Raw genomic sequence first — 19819 nt, 5'->3', positions numbered from 1 at the left:
CGCCCCGTACGTCAGACGTACCGCTCCAGGATCGACGACTCCGCCAGCCGCGACAGCCCCTCGCGCACGCTGCGCGCCCGCGCCTCGCCCACCCCGTCCACCGTCTGGAGGTCGTCCACGCTCGCCGCCAGCAGCTTCTGGAGGCCGCCGAAGTGCTCGACCAGCCGCTCGATGATGGCCCCCGGCAGGCGCGGCACCTTGGCCAGCAGCCGGTAACCGCGCGGCGACACCGCCGAGTCCAGCGTCTCGGGCGAGCCGCTGTAGCCCAACGCGCGTGCCACGACCGGCAGTTCCAGCAGCTCGGTGTGGGAGAGCGCGTCCAGCTCGGTCATCGCCTCGGCGACCGTACGGGAGCGCTTCGCCGTCGGCTCGGGCACATAGTCGCGTACGACCAGCTCGCGCTCGGGCTCGACGCCCGCGATCAACTCGTCCAACTGGAGGGAGAGAAGGCGCCCGTCGGTGCCCAACTCGACCACGTACTCCGCGATTTCCGTGGCGATCCGGCGCACCATCTCCAGGCGCTGCGAGACCGCTGTCACGTCGCGGACCGTCACCAGGTCCTCGATCTCCAGCGCGGAGAGCGTGCCGGCGACCTCGTCCAGCCGGAGCTTGTACCGCTCCAGCGTCGCCAGGGCCTGGTTGGCGCGCGACAGGATCGCCGCCGACTCCTCCAGGACCCGGCGCTCCCCGTCCACGTACAGCGCGATCAGCCGCATCGACTGCGACACGGAGATGACCGGGAAGCCGCACTGCTTGGAAACCCGGTCCGCCGTGCGGTGGCGGGTGCCCGTCTCCTCGGTCGGGATGGAGGCGTCGGGGACGAGCTGGACACCGGCCCGCAGAATTTTGGTGATGTCTTTGTCGAGGATGAGCGCGCCGTCGAGCTTGCACAGCTCGCGGAGCCTCGTCGCGGTGAATTCCACGTCCAGCACGAAGCCGCCCGTGCACATCGTCTCGACGGTCTTGTCCATGCCCAGGACGATGAGACCGCCGGTGTTCCCCCGGAGGATCCGCTCCAGCCCGTCACGCAGCGCCATGCCGGGCGCCACGGCGCTCAGTGAGGCGCGCATCAGCGCTTCGGTGCCGGATCCACCGGAGCCACCACCGGACTTTCCGGGTGCTGCTGCCCGGTCGTTGGCTGCCACTGCACTCCTCCGGCTCGTACGGATGGGCGAGACCAGGGCAAAGTCTACCGGCGGTCGTTGTCGGCCTGTGGGGCCTGTGTACGACCCCGGCGCGGAAGCACGCTGAGAGCCGCCCCCATGTCGGCGACTTCCGTGACCTTCATACCGGCCGGGATCTTGCCCGGATCGGTCGGGACGAGCGCGTGTGTGAAGCCCAGCCGGTGCGCCTCGGCCAGTCTGCGCTGGACGCCCGTGACCCGTCTGACCTCGCCCGCGAGGCCCACCTCGCCGATCGCGACGAGATTCGTCGGCAGCGGGGTGTCGCTCGCCGCTGACGCCAGGGCGAGGGCGATCGCCAGGTCCGCGGCCGGCTCCGAGAGCTTCACGCCGCCGACCGTCGCGCTGTAGATGTCGCGCTTGCCGAGCGCGCTGATCCGGCCGCGCTGTTCGAGAACGGCCAGCATCATCGAGACGCGGGAGGTCTCCAGACCGGAGGTGGTGCGCCGGGGGGACGGGATCTGCGAGTCGACCGTCAGCGCCTGCACCTCGGCGACGAGCGGGCGGCGGCCTTCGAGCGTGACCGTCAGACAGGTGCCGGGCACCGGCGCGTCACGGCGCGTGAGGAAGAGGCCGGAGGGGTCGGCGAGGCCGGTGATGCCTTCGTCGTGCAGCTCGAAACAGCCCACCTCGTCCGTCGTGCCGTATCGGTTCTTGACGCCTCGCACCAGGCGCAGCCGCGCGTGCCGGTCGCCCTCGAAGGACAGCACCACGTCCACCAGGTGCTCCAGCAGCCGGGGGCCCGCGATCGCGCCGTCCTTGGTGACATGGCCGACGAGCAGGGTGGACATGCCCCGCTCCTTGGAGGTGCGGATGAGCGCGCCCGCGACCTCCCGGACCTGGGCCATGCCGCCGGGCGCTCCGTCGATCTCCGGCGACGCCACCGTCTGTACGGAGTCGAGGACGAGCAGCGACGGCTTGACCGCGTCCAGATGCCCGAGGACGGCGGAGAGATCCGTCTCGGCCGCGAGATACAGATGGTCGTCGATGGCCTTGATGCGGTCCGCGCGCAGCCGCACCTGGCTGGCCGACTCCTCGCCCGTCACATACAGCGTGCGGTGCTCGGCGCTGGCCGCCTTCGCCGCGACGTCCAGGAGCAGCGTCGACTTGCCGACGCCCGGCTCACCGGCCACCAGCACGACGGCTCCCGGCACGAGCCCCCCGCCGAGGACGCGGTCCAGCTCGTCCACGCCCGTCGAGCGCGCCGTCGCCGTCCGGCCGTCGATCTGGCCGATCGGGAGGGCCGGGGTGCTGACCCGGCCGGCCGCCGTGGTCCGTACGGCGGGCGTGCCGTACTCCTCGACCGTGCCCCATGCCTGGCACTCGGGGCAGCGGCCGAGCCACTTGACGGTCGTCCAACCGCACTCGGTACAGCGGTAGGACGACCGGTCCTTGGCGGATTTCGTACGGGCGACAGCCATGGCGCCACCGTATAGGCGACCACTGACATCCCTTACCGCGGTGGCCGCTTCGGCGGTACCCGCTCCCCGGACGCGGCCAGGAAACGGCCGCAGAAGATGTTTCACCCGTAAGGATTAAAAGAGGGCAAGGGTGGGGAAGGTTGTGCGCTCCCCTGTCTACCGTCGCCGGGTGACGAGCAGCAGACTGGAGCCCCCCACGTACACCACCGGCGCACACCGTGCGCCCCGTCGTGCGCCCCGATCGGAGACGCACCGGCCGCCTGCGCGCTACGAGCCGTATCTGGACGGGCTGTTCACGTACTGCCTCTCCGTGCTGTGCGACCACGACGCCGCCACCGAGGTGTTGGGCCAGGTCCTGGCCATCTCCGAGCGCCACTACGGGCGTTGCCCGGCGGGCGCCGAGGAGCGCGCGGCCTGGCTGTACGCGCTGGCCCGGTGGGCCTGCCTACGGCGGCTCAGCGAGAGTCGGGGGAGCCGCCCGGGGGCGCACACGGGCCGGCGCGAGCCGGGCGGAGGGTTCGGGGCCGACGCCGGGACCGACGCGCGGGCCGACGTCCCGCCGGAGGTCGCCGAACGCCGGCGGCGTGAACTCGCCATGCTGGCCTGGCCCGAGGCCGCCGGTACGACCCCCGAGCAGCGCGAAGCCCTCGAACTCGCCGTACGCCACCGGCTCGGCGCGCGCGACATCGCCGCCGTGCTGTCCATGGAGCTTCTGCCGGCCCGCGAACTGCTCAAGTCCGCCGCCTGCGAGGTCGAACGCACCAGGGCCGCGCTCGCCGTCATCGAGACGGGCAACTGCCCGGCCGTCGCCCGGCTCACCGGCGACGACCAGGTGCTGCTCTCGGCCGCGCTGCGCCGTGAACTGGTGCGGCACGTGGACGACTGCCCGCGCTGTCGCCGCGCCGCCGAGCGCGCCGAGGCGGCGGGCCCCTGGCCCGGCTCGGCCGCCTCCGCGCGCGCCGCGCGGTCCACGCCGCCCGGCGCGCCCTCCTGGGCCGCCTCGCCCGCCGTTCTGCCGCTTGTCGAGGCCCCCCGCGCGGCGGCGTACGGCGCCATGACGAACACCCCGCGCGCCCGCGCCACGACCCCGCGCTTCGGCCGCGACGGCTTCCCCATGGACCCCAAGGACCGCGCCGCCCGCCGGGAGCGGCTGCGCGCGCGGGCCGTCACCACCACCGTGGTGGCGACCGTCGTCGCCGCGCCCGTGCTCGCCCTCTGGGCGGCGTACCGGGGGGCGCCGCCCACCGGCGAGGGCCGCGACGCGACGTCCGTCAGCGCCGGTGACGCCGAGCGGCGCGGCGCGCAGGGGGCCGATCCGTACGACTACGAGAACGCGGGCAACGCCCAGAACCCGCCGGGCGACCCCTTCGCCCCGGGCAGCCATGACCCGGACGTCTCGGTCGAGGTCGTCAGCGACGGTACGGGCACCCCGCCCGGCACCCCCGGAACGGCAGCGGGACGCCTCTCCGTGACGGCGGAGTCGACCGGTGACCGTACGAGGATCACGCTCACCGCGACCGGCGGCGAGAGCGTCTCGTGGTCGGCCTGGACCGGCGCGTCGTGGCTGCGGCTGAGCCGTACGTCCGGGACGCTCGCCCCCGGCAGGTCCGTCACCGTCCACGTCCACGTGGACCACGCGCGCGAGCCGCGCGGACCGTGGCGCGCCCGCGTCGGGCTGACGCCGACAGGCTCGGTGGTCGCGATCAGCGGTTACGGTTCCAGGCCGCCGTCGTCGTCGGATCCGGGGCCCGGCCGGCCGACGCACCCCACCCGCCCGCCGTCCTCTCCGCCGCCGGGCACCGGCGGCCCCGGGCCGAGCGACCCGGGCGGCGAACCGACGGATCCGGGCCCGACCGACCCCACCGGCCCGCCGCCCGGCACGGGCGGCCCGACGGACCCCGGCACCGGCAACCCGACGGACCCGAACGAACCGACCGACCCGGGCGGCCCGGACACGCCGCCCACGGCACCGCCCACGGCGCCGTGAGCGGGCGTTTCACCGTGGCGCGCAGTCAGGACGCGGGCGCCGCCGGGGCCGGGGCCGAGGCCGGAGCTGGAGCTGAGGCCGGGTCCGCCGGATGCGGGGCGAGCAGCGGCAGCGCGCTCGACAGCCGGACCTCGCACAGCTCGGCCAGCGCGTCGTATCCCGCCTTGCCCATCAGCTCCGTCAGCTCGGGCGCGTACGTCTTGTACACCGGCTCGCCCGCGCCGTGCGCCGACGTCGCCGACGTGCACCACCAGTGCAGGTCGTGCCCGCCGGGGCCCCAGCCCCGCCGGTCGTACTCACCGATCGTCACCTGGAGCACCCGCGACTCGTCGGGCCGGTCGATCCAGTCGTACGTACGCCGCACCGGCAACTGCCAGCAGACGTCGGGCTTCGTCTCCAGCGGCTCACGGTCCTCGCGCAGCGCCAGGATGTGCAGCGAGCAGCCCGCGCCACCGGCGAAGCCGGGCCTGTTCTGGAAGATGCAGGAGCCCTCGAAGCGGCGCGTCTTACGGGCGCCGTCGTCGTCCGTCTCCGTCCAGTTGCCCCCCGCCCCCACGTCGTGGAACTGCCACAGCTCCGGCGTGAGGCGCTTCACATGCCCGGCGACGCGCTTCTCGTCGTCCTCGTCGGAGAAGTGCGCCCCCAGGGTGCAGCAGCCGTCGTCCGCGCGGCCCGCCTCGATGCCCTGGCAGCCGCTGCCGAAGATGCACGACCACCGCGAGGTGAGCCAGGTCAGATCGCAGCGGAAGACCTGTTCGTCGTCCGCCGGATCAGGGAATTCGACCCAGGACCGGGCGAAGTCCAGCCCCTTCTCGTCGGGCGGACCCTGCTCGTGCTGCTTCTTGGCGCGCCTGGCTTTGCCCGGCTTCGTCTTGTTCGTCTTAGGCACGGCTCCAGCGTATGCGTGTCGTCGCAGTAGCGTTCGCGCATGAGACTCGGAGTTCTCGACGTCGGTTCGAACACCGTCCACCTGCTGGCGGTCGACGCCCATCGCGGCGCGCGCCCGCTGCCCGCCCATTCGCACAAGACCGAGCTGAGACTCGCCGAACTGCTCGACGCGGACGGCGCCATCGGGCCGCACGGCGTCGAGCGGCTGGTGGCGACGATCGCCGAGGCGCTCCAGGCCGCCGAGGACAAGGGCTGCGAGGCGGTGCTGTCGTTCGCCACGTCCGCCGTGCGCGAGGCGAGCAACGCCGACCAGGTGCTCGCCAGGGTCAAGCAGGAGACGGACGTTGACCTCCAGGTCCTCAGCGGGGACGAGGAGGCGCGCCTCACCTTCCTGGCCGCCCGCCGCTGGTTCGGCTGGTCGGCCGGGAAACTGCTGGTCCTGGACATCGGCGGCGGCTCGCTGGAGATCGCGTACGGCATCGACGAGGAGCCGGACGCCGTGGTGTCCCTGCCCCTGGGCGCCGGCCGCCTCACGGCCGCCTGGCTGCCCGGCGACCCGCCCGATCCGGGGGCCGTACGGGCGCTGCGCCGCCATGTACGGGCCCAGATCGCCCGTACCGTCGGCGAGTTCACCCGCTTCGGCGAGCCGGACCATGTCGTGGCCACCTCGAAGACCTTCCGGCAGCTCGCGCGGATCGCCGGGGCGGCCCGCTCCGCCGACGGGCTTTACGTACAGCGCGATCTGAGCCGTAAATCGCTGGAGGAGTGGGTTCCCAAGCTGGCGACGATGACCGTCGCACGGCGTGCCGCGCTGCCCGGCGTCTCGGAGGGGCGGGCGCCCCAACTGGTGGCCGGCGCGCTGGTCGCCGAGGCGGTGACGGATCTGTTCGGTGTCGTGGAGCTGGAGATCTGCCCGTGGGCGCTGCGCGAGGGCGTGATCCTGCGACGGCTGGACCAACTCCCGACGACGGAGGTCTGACGCCCGCCTCTTTCAGGAGGGCGGGCTCAAGAATGCCGCCGTATCTCAGGAAGACTTCTTGAAGACCTCCTTAAGAGGGCGAGAAGAGGGCAGGTCGTTGCTCTCGTCACTTTCCGCTCCGATGCCCGCGATGCCGCCCGCCGGTGCCCGTACCCTGGCTCCGTGGTGGAACCAGCGGTGCGCGTCCCGGATGCGAAGGTCGCCCTGTCGACGGCCTCCGTCTATCCGGAGTCCACGGCGACGGCCTTCGAGATCGCCGGGCGCCTGGGGTACGACGGCGTGGAGGTCATGGTCTGGACGGATCCCGTCAGCCAGGACGTCGAGGCCCTGCGCCGGCTTTCCGACTACCACCACGTGCCGATCCTCGCCATCCACGCGCCCTGTCTGCTGATCACGCAGCGTGTCTGGTCGACGGACCCGTGGACCAAGCTCCAGCGGGCACGGTCCGCCGCCGAGAAGCTGGGCGCCTCCACCGTCGTCGTACACCCGCCGTTCCGCTGGCAGCGCCAGTACTCCCGGGACTTCGTCTCCGGGATATGGCGGATGGCCCACGAGACGGACGTGCGGTTCGCCGTCGAGAACATGTACCCGTGGCGCTACCGGGACCGTGAAGTGCTCGCGTACGCCCCCGAGTGGGACGTGACGAAGGACGACTACCGGCACTTCACCGTCGACCTCTCGCACACGGCCACGGCCCGCGCCGACGCGATGGCCATGGTCGACCGCATGGGCGACCGGCTGGGGCACGTCCATCTCGCGGACGGCAACGGCTCGGCCAAGGACGAGCACCTGGTGCCGGGACGCGGCAACCAGCCCTGCGCCGAACTGCTCGAACGACTGGCGGGCAGTTCCTTCGACGGACACGTCGTGATCGAGGTCAACACCCGGCGCGCGATGTCCTCCGCCGAACGCGAGGCCGATCTGGCGGAGGCGCTGGCCTTCACCCGGCTCCATCTGGCGACGAAGGGCTCGGCCGCGAGATCGACCGCCGCGAGATCGTCGGCGACGGGACGGTCGGCGGGATCGTCGGCCGGTTCGTCGGCGGGATCGTCCGCTGGTTCGTCGGCCGGTTCGTCGGCGGCGGAGACCCGGGCGCCGCAGCCCCGCGTGTCCCACGGCCGGCCCCGGATCCGCCGCCCATGACCGGTGCGGCCCCGCGCCGCCGTGGCCGCCCCGCGCGCTCCGCCGCGGACACCGGACCCGGCACCCGCGAGCGGATCCTGATCGCGGCCCGTACGGAGTTCGCCGAGCGCGGCTACGACAAGACGTCCGTGCGCGGCATCGCGAAGGCGGCCGGCGTGGACCCGGCCCTCGTGCATCACTACTTCGGTACGAAGGACGAGGTCTTCGACGCGGCCATCGAGGTCTCCTTCGAACCGGCGCTGGTGCTTCCCGCGCTGCTGAGCGGCGGCCAGGACGCCATCGGTGAGCGGCTGGTGCGCTACTTCCTCGGCGTGTGGGACAACCCGGTGAGCCGGGCACCGCTGCTCGCGATCATCCGCTCCGCCTTGACGAACGAGGTCGCGGCCACCCTGCTGCGCAAGTTCGTGATGCGGCGGCTGCTGGAGGGGATCGCGATGGAGCTGGACGTACCGGATCCCACCCTCCGCGCCGAGCTGGCCGCCTCGCACATGGTCGGGATCGCCATCATGCGGTACGTGATCAAGGCGGATCCGCTGGCCTCCGTGGACACCGAGGAGATCGTCAGACTCGTCGCGCCGACGCTCCAGCGCTATCTGACCGAAAGCTGAACCGTCGTCCCGCATTCCGGACAGACCGTCCAGATCTTGGAGCGGTGGGCGTAGGCTCGGAAAAGTCATTCCCACCGAAGGATCTGCCGAAGGAGCGAGCGACGATGCCCGAGCTGAGGTCCCGCACTGTCACCCACGGCCGGAACATGGCGGGCGCACGCGCCCTTATGCGGGCGTCGGGCGTAGCGAGCGAGGACATCGGCAAGCCGATCGTCGCCGTGGCCAACTCCTTCACGGAGTTCGTTCCCGGCCACACCCACCTCGCCCCGGTCGGCCGGATCGTCTCCGAGGCGATCAAGGCCGCCGGCGCCGTGCCGCGTGAGTTCAACACCATCGCCGTGGACGACGGCATCGCGATGGGCCACGGAGGCATGCTCTACAGCCTGCCGTCCCGCGATCTGATCGCCGACTCCGTCGAGTACATGGTCGAGGCGCACTGCGCGGACGCGCTGATCTGCATCTCCAACTGCGACAAGATCACCCCGGGCATGCTGATGGCCGCGATGCGCCTCAACATCCCCACGGTCTTCGTCTCCGGCGGTCCGATGGAGGCCGGCAAGGCCACCCTGGTCGACGGCACGGTCCGCAAGCTGGACCTGATCAACGCGATCTCGGACGCCGTGGACGAGTCGGTCTCGGACGAGGACATCCTGCGTATCGAGGAGAACGCCTGCCCGACCTGCGGCTCCTGTTCCGGCATGTTCACCGCCAACTCGATGAACTGCCTGGCCGAGGCCATCGGTCTCGCCCTGCCCGGCAACGGCTCGGTCCTCGCCACGCACACCGCCCGCAAGGCGCTGTACGAGAACGCGGGCGCGACGGTCGTCGACATCACCAAGCGCTACTACGAAGGCGGCGACGAGACCGTCCTGCCGCGCAACATCGCCACCCGCGCGGCCTTCGACAACGCCATGGCGCTCGACATCGCCATGGGCGGCTCCACGAACACGATCCTGCATCTGCTCGCCGCCGCCCAGGAGGCCGGTCTCGACTACGGCCTGGCGGAGATCGACGCCGTCTCGCGGCGCGTGCCGTGTCTGTCGAAGGTCGCGCCGAACATCGCGCCCGGCGGCACGTACTACATGGAGGACATCCACCGGGCAGGCGGCATCCCCGCCATCCTGGGCGAGCTGTACCGCGGCGGCCTCCTTGACGAGGACGTGCACTCGGTGCACTCCGACTCCCTGGACGAATGGCTCAAGACCTGGGACGTGCGCGGCGGTTCACCCTCCGAGGAGGCCGTGGAACTGTGGCACGCGGCGCCCGGCTGCGTGCGTTCGGCGACCGCCTTCTCCCAGTCCGAGCGGTGGGACACGCTCGACCTGGACGCCGAGGGCGGCTGCATCCGCTCGGTGGCGCACGCGTACTCGAAGGACGGCGGGCTCGCCGTGCTCAAGGGCAACCTGGCCGTCGACGGCTGCGTCGTGAAGACCGCGGGCGTGGACGAGTCCATCTGGACCTTCGAAGGCCCGGCCGTCGTCTGCGAGTCGCAGGAGGACGCCGTCGAGAAGATCCTCCGTAAGGAGATCGCGGAGGGCGACGTGATCGTCATCCGTTACGAGGGCCCGCGCGGTGGCCCCGGCATGCAGGAGATGCTGTACCCCACGTCGTATCTGAAGGGCCGGGGCCTGGGCAAGGCGTGCGCCCTGGTCACCGACGGCCGCTTCTCCGGCGGTACGTCGGGTCTGTCGATCGGCCACGCCTCTCCTGAGGCCGCGTCCGGCGGGACGATCGCGCTGGTGCGCGACGGCGACCGTATCCGGATCGACATCCCGGGGCGCTCGATCGAACTGCTCGTCGCGGACGAGGAGTTGGCGGCCCGGCGGGAAGCGCTGAACGGGGTGTACGAGCCGGTCGCGCGCGAGCGCAAGGTCTCCGTGGCGCTGCGCGCGTACGCGGCGATGGCGACGAGCGCGGACAAGGGCGCCGTCAGGGACGTCTCGCTGCTGGGCTGACGGCCCGGAACGGATCACTGCCCCGAACGGATCACCGTCCGGAACGGATCACGGTCACCCCGGCACCCGGTGCGCGTCACCAGGTGCCGGGGTTCTCGCTGTCCACGGCGAAGACGGACCCGTCAGGCGCGCCCGCGTAGACCCGGCCGGGCGCCGTGGCGGGGGCGGGCAGCGTCGACATGTAGGCGAGCTTGCCCGACAGCAGACGTGGTTTCGTACGGCCGACCAGCGTGCCGTCCGCCGTGTCGACCGTGATGAGCTGTCCGTCGGCGGCGGAGAAGTACAGCCGGTCGCCGGCCGTCACGACAGGCCGGGACGAACGGGCGACGTCGGTCTCCAACTCCCAGCGCGGCTCGGCGTTCTCGCCCTTGCGCGTGGTGTCGAGGGCCAGCATCGTCCCGCCGCGCGCCAGCAGGTACGCGGTGCTGTCGCGTACGGCGAACTGCGCCTCCGGTAGGAGGTAGGGCAGCGCGATACGGCGTACGTCCCCGCTCGCGGGGTCGTAGCGCACGACGGCGTCCGTCATCGAATCCTTGTCGAGCGAGGAGAGGAACAGGGCGCCGCCCTCGGTGGCCACCGGCGTGAGGAATCCGTCGAGCCGCCGCTGCCAGGCGACTTCGCCGCTCTCCGGCTCCACCGCGCTGACCAGCGTGGTGCGGCCGTCGTCCGACTGCTCGGCGGCGTACGAGTGGCCGGTCCCCGCACTGTGGAGAGCGAGGACGGGATAGGTGTGCCCGGCGAGCGGGCGCTCCCAACGCGTCCCGCCCGTCGCCCCGTTCAGCGCCCGCACACGCCCGTCGCCGTTCACGAGCAGGACGGTGTCGCCCGCGTGGTGGACGCCGCCCCGGTAGCCGGAGAGGTCCTTGCTCCAGACCTGGGTGCCGTCGTCCTTCTTGTACGCGTGCAGGCGCGAGCCGTGCGACGTGGTGAGGACGGCGTGGACCAGACCGCCCGAGACGACGGGGACGGACGTGCTCTCGGCGCCCGCGCCGCGCGACCAGATCACCCGCCCGTCCACCGGGTCGAGGCGGGCGGCGGCGACGCCTCGTGTGGAGCACAGCAGCGTCGCCGAGACGCCGGAGACGCCGGGGGTGTACGAACAGGCCGGTGCGACGCCCGGCTCGGCGGCGTCTGCGATGGCGGCGGCCCGCCACGGCTCGAAGGCCACGGCCTCGGCCGCCGCGGCGTCGGAGCCCCGTGGGCCGGCGGACGGCGTCCGCGTATCGCCGAAGCCCTGTGCGGCCCACAGGCCGCCGTACACGAGCACGACGGCGCCTATGGCGAGCGCGGGCCACTTGACCCGCCGGCGACGGCCTGCGGCGGTTCTGGGCCCGGCCGGCTCCCGCTTCGGCTCCTGCGCGCTCCGCTCCGCGGCCGACGCGGGCTCTCGCCCGGACCGCGCGTGCCCCCCGACGTGCGTGCGCTGCTCCTCGCCCGGTGTCGGCAACGGCCGCTCCACGGAACGCCGTTGAGCCGGTATGAACGCGTCCGCCTCGTACGAAGGCGGGCGCAGCTCCGACATGATCTCGTCCGGCGTGGGCCGCTTCCCGGGCTCCTTGGCGAGGCACCGCCCGACCAGCGGCGCCAGATCGGCGGGCAGACCGACCAGATCCGCCTCGTCGTGCACCACCTGGTAGGCGACGATGTACGGGCTGTCCGAGTCGAAGGGCCCACGCCCGGTCGCCGCGTGGACCAGCAGCGACCCCAGCGCGAACACATCGGCGGCGGGGCCTACTTCGCGCGGACGCTGGAACTGCTCGGGCGCCATGTACGGCGGCGAGCCGATCAACTTCCCCGTCTCCGTACGGAGATCGCTGTCGACCGGCCGCGAGATGCCGAAGTCGATGACCTTGGGGCCGTTGTCCGTAAGGAGTACGTTGCCAGGCTTGAGGTCACGGTGGACGACACCGGCCCGGTGGATGTCCCGCAGCGCCTCGGCGAGTCCGGCCGTCAGCCGGCGCAACTCGGCGGGAGCCATGGGCCCGTTGTTCTTGACCTGTTCGGCCAGGGTCGGGCCCGGGATGTACGAGGTGGCCATCCAGGGCCGCTCGGCATCCGGATCGGCGTCGACGACAGGCGCGGTGAACGCACCGCTGACGCGCCGCGCGGCGGCGACCTCCTGGCGGAAGCGGGCCCGGAACTCCGGGTCCGCCGCGTACTGCTGGTGCACCACCTTCACGGCGAGCCGCAACCCCGACGCGGAGCGCGCGAGATGCACCACGCCCATGCCGCCGGAGCCGAGGCAGGCATCGAGGCGATAGCTCCCGGCGTATTCCATGTGTGATTCCCCCGTGTCGCTTCAGCGAGCGCGACTCACGGAGCCTAGTCGATGGTGCGGCTGTGGCTGAAGGGTCTTGCTAGCCTGCGCGTCGCAGAGAGTGAACATTGAGCGGGACCATCAGGATCACCACGATCGCCACGAGACCACCAACGGGGAGGGCAGCGATGGCTGTTGAAGAAGTAGGAGAGACCGCGGAGACGGGCACGGACGCCGAGGCGGGAACGCTCGCGGCGGCGGCCGTCAGATACCCGATCGCGCCCGGATACCGCGTCAACGTGCGCACGGGACCCGGTACGCACTACTCGATCGTCCGCACCTTGGCGTACGACACCAGGGTTCCGATCTACTGCCAGAAGCCCGGCGAGTCGGTGTCCGGGCCGTACGGGACGTCGAACATCTGGGACAACATCGCCAACGGCGAGTTCGTCTCGGACGCGTACGTCAAAACGGGGAGTGACGGCTACGTCGCACCCCGCTGCGCCTGAGACCGCGGTTGGGGCCCTGGCGCGGACCCCGGTCCGGGCCCCGGCCCGGCCCGGCGGCCGAATCGGAACCACCCACTCTCGCTCACTGGGATAATCATCCTGTGAGCGAGAGTGAGAGCGCGTCCGAGAACACCGAAGCCGCCGCCGAGGCCACAGCCGAGGCCGCAGCCGCCGGCCCCCGGCCCGAGCCGATCCGCTTCTTCGGCACGACCTGGGTCGCCCACGACGGCGGCTACGCCCTGCGCCGCCTCGCCGTCGCCGTCGGCTCACTGGCCGCCGCCCTCGGCGCGTGCTTCGTGCTGCGCTTCGCCTTCGAGGGCCTGGCGATCGCGAAGGCCAGCTCCTTCGTGGGCGTGCTCGTCATCGTGATGTTCGCGGTGTGCAGCACCATCGCCTTCCGCAAGACCTGGGAGGGCTTCTCGAAGCGCCCGGCCGACGCGGCCCGCGAGGAGGCCCTGCGCAGCCTCAAGGGCATCGGCTTCATCGGCTCGCTGATCGCGTACTTCGTGCGCTCGCTGACCGAGGCACCGGGGGAGCGGCTGCGCCGTAGCGAGTACGAGACGGCCGTCACCCAGTACGAGCGCCGGCGCACCACCCGTACGCGCAACCCGGCCGCCCGCAAGGGCAAGCGCCCCAAGCGCAAGTGATCGCGGGCCGGACCTGACGACCCTGTCCGGCGACCGGGAACACACACGCGTCAGGATGGGACCCATGACCGACCGCGCGCTGTCCTTCGATGCCGTCGCCGGCCAGTACGACGCCGCCAGGCCCGGCTATCCGCCGTCCCTCTTCGACGCCGTCGAAGAACTGTCCGGACGCCCCCTGCGGGGCTCCCGCGTCGTGGACGTCGGCGCCGGGACCGGCATCTCCACCCGCCTGCTGCGGGAGCGCGCCGCCGACGTCACCGCCGTCGAACCGGGCCCCGGCATGGCCGCGCGGCTCCGCCGTACCCTGCCCCACACCCCGCTGGTCAGGGCCCTCGGCGACGCCCTGCCGATCGCGGACGCGTCGGTCGACCTGGTGACGTACGCCCAGTCCTGGCACCGGACCGACCCGGCCCGCTCCGTCCCCGAGGCCCTGCGGGTGCTGCGGCCCGGCGGCGCGCTCGCCCTGTGGTGGAACGTCGCCGACCCCGCTGTGCCCTGGGTCGCCGCACAGGAGGAACGGTTGCACCTGGTCGCCGGCGCCGGCGTCCACAACCCCGGCGGACGGCGCCGCGAGGGCCTGCCCGGCGATCTGCCCCTCGTACGGCGCGAGTTGCGCTGGACGCGCACCGTCCCGCTCGACACCCACCTCGCCAACCTCGGCAGCCACTCCGTGTTCCGGGTGCTCGGCGACGACGCCACGGCCGCCCACCTCGCCGCGGAACGCACCGAACTGCTCAAGGTCTTCCCGGCCGGCACGGTCGAGGAGGCGTACGTGGTCGAGCTGGCTGTCACACTTCGCCCCGCCGTGTCGTCTGTCGTCGAAGGCCCGTCGTCCGGGGCCTGACACCGGCAAGGAAGAGGAGCACGGCTCATGGCCGATCTGGCGGAATTCGAGCGGCAGCGCAAGAGGTTGTGGGGCATCGCCTACCGCATCACCGGATCGGTCGCCGACGCCGAGGACGCCGTCCAGGAGACCTGGCTGCGCTGGCAGCAACTGCCCGACGGCGAGGCGGACAATCCTCGGGCGTATCTGACGACGGTCGTCAGCCGGCTCTGTTACGACCAGCTCGGGTCCGCGCGCGCCCGCCGCGAGTCGTACGTCGGGCCATGGCTGCCCGAGCCGATGGTCACCGAGAGCGGGCCCGAGGACCGGGTCACGCTGGACGAGTCGGTCGGTCTCGCCATGCTCACCGTGCTGGAGCGGCTGACGCCGGCCGAACGCACCGCGTTCATCCTGCACGACGTCTTCGCCGTGCCGTTCAAGGAGATCGCGGAGGTGGTGGGCCGTACACCCGACTCCGTACGGCAGTTGGCCTCCCGCGCCCGCCATCGGGTACGGGACGAGGCGCCCCGCCGCTCCGTGGACCGGGGCGAGCACCGGCGGGCCGTCGACGCGTTCCTGACCGCCGTGCTGGGCGGGGACTTCGACGGGCTGCTGGAAATCCTCGACCCCGACGTGGTGTGGCGCTCGGACAGCGGGGGCAATGTCACGTCGGCCAGGCTGCCCGTCATCGGCGGCACGAAGGCCGTCCGCTACGCGCGGCGCTTCATGCGCGACTTCGACCCCGAGACGATGCACGCGCTGGTACGGGACGTGAACGGCTCGCCCGGCGTGCTGATGGTCGACCCCGTCGGCCGACAGAGCGCGGTCTTCGGCTTCAACGTGCACGGTGGGCTGATCACCATGATCGACCTCGTGGTCAACCCGGAGAAGCTGCGCCACCTCGACCTCGAGGGGTTCTGACACCGCTCCGACCTGGGCGGCAATCCCTGGCTGCGCTCGTTGTTACCTTCGGGCGCTGCGCCTCGTCACCCTTATATGAAACCGACAAATGCAACCTCATCGCCCCTTTCCCCCTCCCCGTCCGCCTCGTCCCCCGGTGGCCCTTCGGTCGAAAAGCGGCAGGTCGTCGTGGTCGGCGCGGGCTACTCGGGTCTGATGTCCGCGCTGCGGGTCGCCCCGTACGCCCATGTCACCCTCGTCGACCCCGCCGACCGGTTCACCGAACGTATGCGGCTGCACGAGCACGCCGCCGGACGCCCGGACGTGACCCGGGCTCTCGACCCGTTCCTCCGCTCGACCGGCATCACCCATGTCGTCTCCCGCGCGGCGGCGATCGACCCCGAGGCCCGGGAGGTGCGTACCGACGACGGCCGTGTCCTTCCGTACCACCGGCTCGTCCACGCGCTCGGCAGCCGCACCCGGACCATCGAACCCGGCGACCGCGACCGGGCGTACACCGTCGAGTCCAGCGCCGAACTGCACAAACGTCTCCGCAACGGCTCCGGCGCCCTGACCGTCGTGGGCGGCGGTCTCACCGGGATCGAACTGGCCACCGAACTCGCCGAGTCCTATCCCTTGTGGCGCGTGCGTCTCCTTACGGAGGGCGCCGTCGGCTCGGGGCTCTCGAAGAAGGGCCGCGCCCATGTCCTCGCGGTGCTCGCAGCCCGGGGCGTACGCGTCGAGGAAGGCCGCCGGGTCGCCCGACCCGAGGACGTCGACGCCGACGTCGTCGTCTGGGCCGCCTCGATGACCCCGAACACCGAAATGGCGCGCGCCGCCGGGATCGCCACCGGTGCCGGGGGACGCGTCGAGGTCGACGCGGCGCTGCGGTCCGTGTCCCATCCCGACGTGTACGCGGTGGGCGACTCCGCCGCCGCACACAGCACCGCCGCCGGTTCGCTGCGGATGGGCTGCGTCGCCGCCCTGCCCTGCGGCTCGCACGTCGGGACCTCGATCATCCGTGAACTGCGGGGCGAGGAGCCGAAGCCGCTGAGCTTCTCGTACGCCGTCCAGTGCCTGAGCCTGGGCCGCCGTGACGGGCTGGTCCAGTTCGTACGGGCCGACGACTCGCCCCGCGAGCACGTCGTCACCGGCCGTACGGCGGCGCGCATGAAGGAGATCGCCATCCGTGGCCCGATCGGCCTGCTGAAGACGGCGTCCCGCCGTCCGGACCTGCTCCCGTTCGTCCCCGGCTTCGGCTGATACCCCCGCCGTCGACGGTAGGGCCGTACGGTGCGGCCGTCGACGGCGCGGGCCTTGACGGTGCGGGCCTTGACGGTGCGGGCCTTGACGGTGCGGCGCGGGCGAGAGCAGTATTCATCGCATGATGAATAAACCCGACGCCGCCATCCGGGCCCACGGCCTGCGCGTCGTACGAGGCGAACGCACCGTCCTGCGCGACCTCGACTTCTCCGTACCGGCCGGCCAGATCACCGGCCTCCTCGGCCCCTCAGGCTGCGGCAAGTCGACCCTGATGCGCGCCGTCGTCGGCACCCAGGCGAAAGTCACCGGCACCCTCGACGTCCTCGGCCATCCGGCCGGGGACGCCAGGCTGCGCGCCCGAATCGGCTATGTCACCCAGGCGCCGTCCGTCTACGACGACTTGACGGTCCGTCAGAATCTGGAGTACTTCGCGGCGATCCTCGACCCGAAACGCTCCCACCGCGACGCCCGCGACGAGAACGTCCACCGCGCCATCGCCGACGTCGACCTCATGTCCCACGCCGACGCCCTCGCCGGCCGGCTCTCCGGCGGCCAGCGCAACCGCGTCTCCCTCGCCGTCGCCCTGCTCGGCACCCCCGAACTCCTCGTGCTGGACGAGCCGACCGTCGGCCTCGACCCCGTACTCCGCCGCGACCTGTGGGAACTCTTCCACCGCATCGCCGCCGACCGCGCGGCCACACTCCTCGTCTCCTCCCATGTCATGGACGAGGCCGAACGCTGCCACCGCCTCCTGCTCATGCGCGAGGGCGACATCCTCGCCGACGACACCCCCGACGCCCTGCGCGCCCGCACCGGCGCCGAGACGGTCGAAGAAGCCTTCCTCCACCTGGTCGACGCGGCCAACGCCCACGCACTCCAGGAGACCCCCCGATGAGCACCACATCGACCCCGGCGCCGACCCTGGCGCAGGCCCCCGCCCCACGCGCCTTCTCCGGCGCCCGGACCCTGGCCACCGCAGCCCGGGTGCTGCGTCAACTGCGCCACGACCCCCGCTCCATCGCGCTGATGATCCTCGTCCCGTGCGTGATGCTCTTCCTCCTGCGCTACGTCTTCGACGCCAACCCCCGCACGTTCGACCTGATCGGCGCCTCACTGCTCGGCATCTTCCCGTTGATCACGATGTTCCTGGTCACCTCCATCGCCACCCTGCGCGAACGCACCTCCGGCACGCTCGAACGCCTCCTCGCCATGCCCATCGGCAAGGCCGACCTCATCGCCGGCTACGCGCTCGCCTTCGGCGCCCTCGCCGCAGTCCAGTCCCTCCTCGCCACCGGACTCGCCGTCTGGGGCCTCGGCCTCGACGTCGTCGGCCCGCCCTGGCTGCTCATGCTGGTGGCACTCCTCGACGCCCTGCTCGGCACGGCGCTCGGACTGTTCGTCTCGGCCTTCGCCTCGTCCGAATTCCAGGCGGTGCAGTTCATGCCGGCGGTGATCTTCCCCCAACTGCTGCTCTGCGGGCTGTTCACCGCACGCGAGAACATGCAGCCGGTGCTCGAAGCGATCTCGAACGTCCTGCCCATGTCCTACGCCGTCGACGGCATGAACGAAGTCGTGCGCCACTCCGACGTCACCGGCGACTTCGTCCGCGACATCCTGATCGTCGCCGGCTGCGCGGTCCTGGTCCTCGCCCTGGGCGCGGCGACCCTCCGCCGCCGCACGGCGTAGGTCCGCCACTCGGACATGCCGGGCCCGTCCCCGCCGCCGGTGCGAGGATGGCCCCGGATGTTCCGTACGACGGCCGGGGCCCGGTCCCGAGGACAGGCCCTGGACCCACCCCACCGGCGAGGTGACCCCGCATGACCAAGACCATCGCAGTGCTCGGTACCGGCAAGATCGGCGAAGCCCTCCTCAGCGGCATGATCCGCGCCGGCTGGCGCCCCGCCGACCTGCTCGTCACCACCCGCCGCGCCGAACGCGCCGCACAGCTCCGGGACCGCTACGGCGTAGAGCCGGTCACCAACGCCGAAGCCGCCAAACGCGCCGACACGCTCATCCTCGCCGTCAAGCCGCAGGACATGGGCAGGCTCCTCGACGAACTCGCCCCCCACGTCCCCGCCGACCGCCTGGTCATCAGCGCCGCGGCGGGTATCCCCACGGCCTTCATCGAAGAACGCCTCACCACCGGCCTCTCCGTCGTACGCGTCATGCCCAACACTCCCGTCCTTGTCGATGAAGGCATGTCCGTCATCTCGGGCGGCAGCCACGCCACCCCCGCCGACCTCAACCACACCGAGGAGATCTTCGGCGGCGTCGGCAAGACCGCCCGCGTCCCCGAGTCCCAGCAGGACGCGGCGACCGCCCTCTCCGGCTCGGGCCCGGCGTACTTCTACTTCCTGGTCGAGGCGATGACCGACGCCGGCATCCTCCTCGGCCTGCCCAGGGCCCAGGCCCACGACCTCATCGTCCAGGCCGCCATCGGCGCCGCGGTCATGCTGCGCGACAGCGGCGAGCACCCGGTGAAACTCCGCGAGGCCGTGACCTCCCCGGCGGGCACCACCATCAGCGCCATCCGCGAGCTGGAGAACCACGGAGTACGAGCCGCCCTGATCGCCGCGCTCGAAGCCGCCCGCGACCGCAGCCGCGAACTGGCCTCCGGCAACGGCTGACCGCCACGCCCCCGGCGCCGGGTCAGATTGACGCCGCCCCCACCATCTCCTCAGTCGTCACGACCTTGGCGAAACCACCACCGTGCAGCGACACCGCCGTCGCCCGCGCCAACTCCTGCGCGCTCAACTCCCAGCCCCAGGGCCCCTCCAGGCCGAAGGTGTACGTCGCGTCAAGCGCGAAGAACACCTCGTACCCAAGATTCCCCGCCATACGCGCCGTGGTCTCCGCGCACATATTGGTCTGGATCCCTGCCACCACGACCTGCCGGATCCCCGCCGCCTTGAGCCACGCGTCCGGATCCGGCGTGCCGTAGAAGGCGGAGTTCACGGTCTTCGCCACCAGCAGCTCCGACCCGGCCGCGCCCTTCCCCCGCCGCCGCTCGACGTACTCCTTGAACCCGTTCCCCACATACCCCGGCCGCAGCGGTGAATCCGGCTCCGTCGAGTCGTGCCGTGCGAACACGACCGGCCGCCCACTCGCCTGCCACGCGTCGATCAGCGCGGCGATGTTGTCGTCCGCCTCCGGGTTGTTCCGCACACCCCAGCGCTCCATCTCCTCGAATCCCTGCTGCACATCGATGACCACCAGCGCCGCGTTCTCGGTGATTTCCATGGACGCCATGCTGCCGCC

The 19819-nt window shown here is 72.0% G+C and carries 18 protein-coding genes; 13 read left to right on the top strand and 5 right to left on the bottom strand.

Annotated elements, in window-relative coordinates:
• Positions 1–11: 11 nt before the first annotated feature.
• Complete coding sequence (gene disA / locus OG329_RS16695) at positions 12–1145, bottom strand: DNA integrity scanning diadenylate cyclase DisA (protein ID WP_078075735.1); 1134 nt, start codon at positions 1143–1145, stop codon at positions 12–14.
• A gap of 44 nt (positions 1146–1189) precedes the next feature.
• Positions 1190–2602, bottom strand: coding sequence for a DNA repair protein RadA (gene radA, locus OG329_RS16690; RefSeq protein WP_405795981.1), 1413 nt, complete (start codon positions 2600–2602; stop codon positions 1190–1192).
• Between the two features lie 169 nt (positions 2603–2771).
• Between radA and OG329_RS16685 the strand changes: the two genes are divergently transcribed.
• Positions 2772–4589, top strand: coding sequence for a BACON domain-containing protein (locus OG329_RS16685; RefSeq protein WP_405795980.1), 1818 nt, complete (start codon positions 2772–2774; stop codon positions 4587–4589).
• Between the two features lie 25 nt (positions 4590–4614).
• Here OG329_RS16685 and OG329_RS16680 read toward each other — a convergent pair whose 3' ends face one another.
• The gene (locus OG329_RS16680) at positions 4615–5478 is read right to left on the bottom strand and encodes a hypothetical protein (RefSeq protein ID WP_405795978.1); all 864 of its coding nucleotides are present in this window, start codon (positions 5476–5478) and stop codon (positions 4615–4617) included.
• 39 nt (positions 5479–5517) lie between these two features.
• On the opposite strand from OG329_RS16680, the gene OG329_RS16675 reads away from it, so the two are divergent.
• The 4 genes from OG329_RS16675 to ilvD all read left to right on the top strand — a co-directional run bounded on the left by OG329_RS16675 (position 5518) and on the right by ilvD (position 10162).
• Positions 5518–6456: a Ppx/GppA family phosphatase gene (locus OG329_RS16675; RefSeq protein ID WP_405795977.1), complete on the top strand. Its 939-nt coding sequence runs from the start codon at positions 5518–5520 to the stop codon at positions 6454–6456.
• A 162-nt stretch (positions 6457–6618) separates the two neighbouring features.
• Complete coding sequence (locus OG329_RS16670) at positions 6619–7599, top strand: sugar phosphate isomerase/epimerase family protein (protein ID WP_405795976.1); 981 nt, start codon at positions 6619–6621, stop codon at positions 7597–7599.
• Positions 7596–8207, top strand: coding sequence for a TetR family transcriptional regulator (locus tag OG329_RS16665; RefSeq protein WP_405795975.1), 612 nt, complete (start codon positions 7596–7598; stop codon positions 8205–8207). Before OG329_RS16670 ends, OG329_RS16665 begins: the two co-directional genes overlap by 4 nt.
• Before the next feature lie 104 nt (positions 8208–8311).
• A complete protein-coding gene (ilvD, locus tag OG329_RS16660) occupies positions 8312–10162 on the top strand; it encodes a dihydroxy-acid dehydratase (protein ID WP_405795973.1) in 1851 nt (616 codons plus the stop codon).
• A gap of 76 nt (positions 10163–10238) precedes the next feature.
• Here the strand turns inward: ilvD and OG329_RS16655 are convergent, their stop codons facing one another.
• Positions 10239–12440 (bottom strand): serine/threonine-protein kinase, encoded by a 2202-nt coding sequence (locus OG329_RS16655; RefSeq protein WP_405795972.1) that lies wholly within the window; start codon positions 12438–12440, stop codon positions 10239–10241.
• A 167-nt stretch (positions 12441–12607) separates the two neighbouring features.
• Between OG329_RS16655 and OG329_RS16650 the strand changes: the two genes are divergently transcribed.
• The 8 genes from OG329_RS16650 (at position 12608) to proC (ending at position 19188) form a co-directional block, all read left to right on the top strand.
• Complete coding sequence (locus OG329_RS16650; protein WP_405795970.1) at positions 12608–12928, top strand: SH3 domain-containing protein; 321 nt, start codon at positions 12608–12610, stop codon at positions 12926–12928.
• A 101-nt stretch (positions 12929–13029) separates the two neighbouring features.
• Positions 13030–13575, top strand: coding sequence for a hypothetical protein (locus OG329_RS16645; RefSeq protein WP_405795968.1), 546 nt, complete (start codon positions 13030–13032; stop codon positions 13573–13575).
• 64 nt (positions 13576–13639) lie between these two features.
• Positions 13640–14419 carry a class I SAM-dependent methyltransferase gene (locus OG329_RS16640; protein ID WP_405795966.1) on the top strand — a complete coding sequence of 260 codons (780 nt, stop codon included), beginning with the start codon at positions 13640–13642 and terminating at the stop codon, positions 14417–14419.
• Between the two features lie 27 nt (positions 14420–14446).
• On the top strand, positions 14447–15319 hold the full coding sequence (sigJ, locus tag OG329_RS16635) for an RNA polymerase sigma factor SigJ (RefSeq protein ID WP_405795965.1): 873 nt from the start codon (positions 14447–14449) through the stop codon (positions 15317–15319).
• A gap of 168 nt (positions 15320–15487) precedes the next feature.
• Entirely contained in the window at positions 15488–16561 is a 1074-nt protein-coding gene (locus OG329_RS16630) for an NAD(P)/FAD-dependent oxidoreductase (protein WP_405795963.1), read from the top strand.
• Positions 16562–16682: 121 nt separating this feature from the next.
• Positions 16683–17456: an ABC transporter ATP-binding protein gene (locus tag OG329_RS16625; RefSeq protein ID WP_405795962.1), complete on the top strand. Its 774-nt coding sequence runs from the start codon at positions 16683–16685 to the stop codon at positions 17454–17456.
• On the top strand, positions 17453–18247 hold the full coding sequence (locus tag OG329_RS16620) for an ABC transporter permease (RefSeq protein WP_405795960.1): 795 nt from the start codon (positions 17453–17455) through the stop codon (positions 18245–18247). Before OG329_RS16625 ends, OG329_RS16620 begins: the two co-directional genes overlap by 4 nt.
• A gap of 131 nt (positions 18248–18378) precedes the next feature.
• Entirely contained in the window at positions 18379–19188 is an 810-nt protein-coding gene (gene proC, locus OG329_RS16615; RefSeq protein ID WP_405795958.1) for a pyrroline-5-carboxylate reductase, read from the top strand.
• A 22-nt stretch (positions 19189–19210) separates the two neighbouring features.
• Here proC and OG329_RS16610 read toward each other — a convergent pair whose 3' ends face one another.
• Complete coding sequence (locus tag OG329_RS16610; protein WP_405795957.1) at positions 19211–19801, bottom strand: cysteine hydrolase family protein; 591 nt, start codon at positions 19799–19801, stop codon at positions 19211–19213.
• Between the last annotated feature and the right edge of the window lie 18 nt (positions 19802–19819).

The sequence above is a fragment of the Streptomyces sp. NBC_01506 genome, from assembly GCF_045040295.1.
Taxonomy (GTDB): Bacteria; Actinomycetota; Actinomycetes; order Streptomycetales; family Streptomycetaceae; genus Streptomyces.
This window is presented reverse-complemented; position numbering and strand designations above follow the sequence as displayed.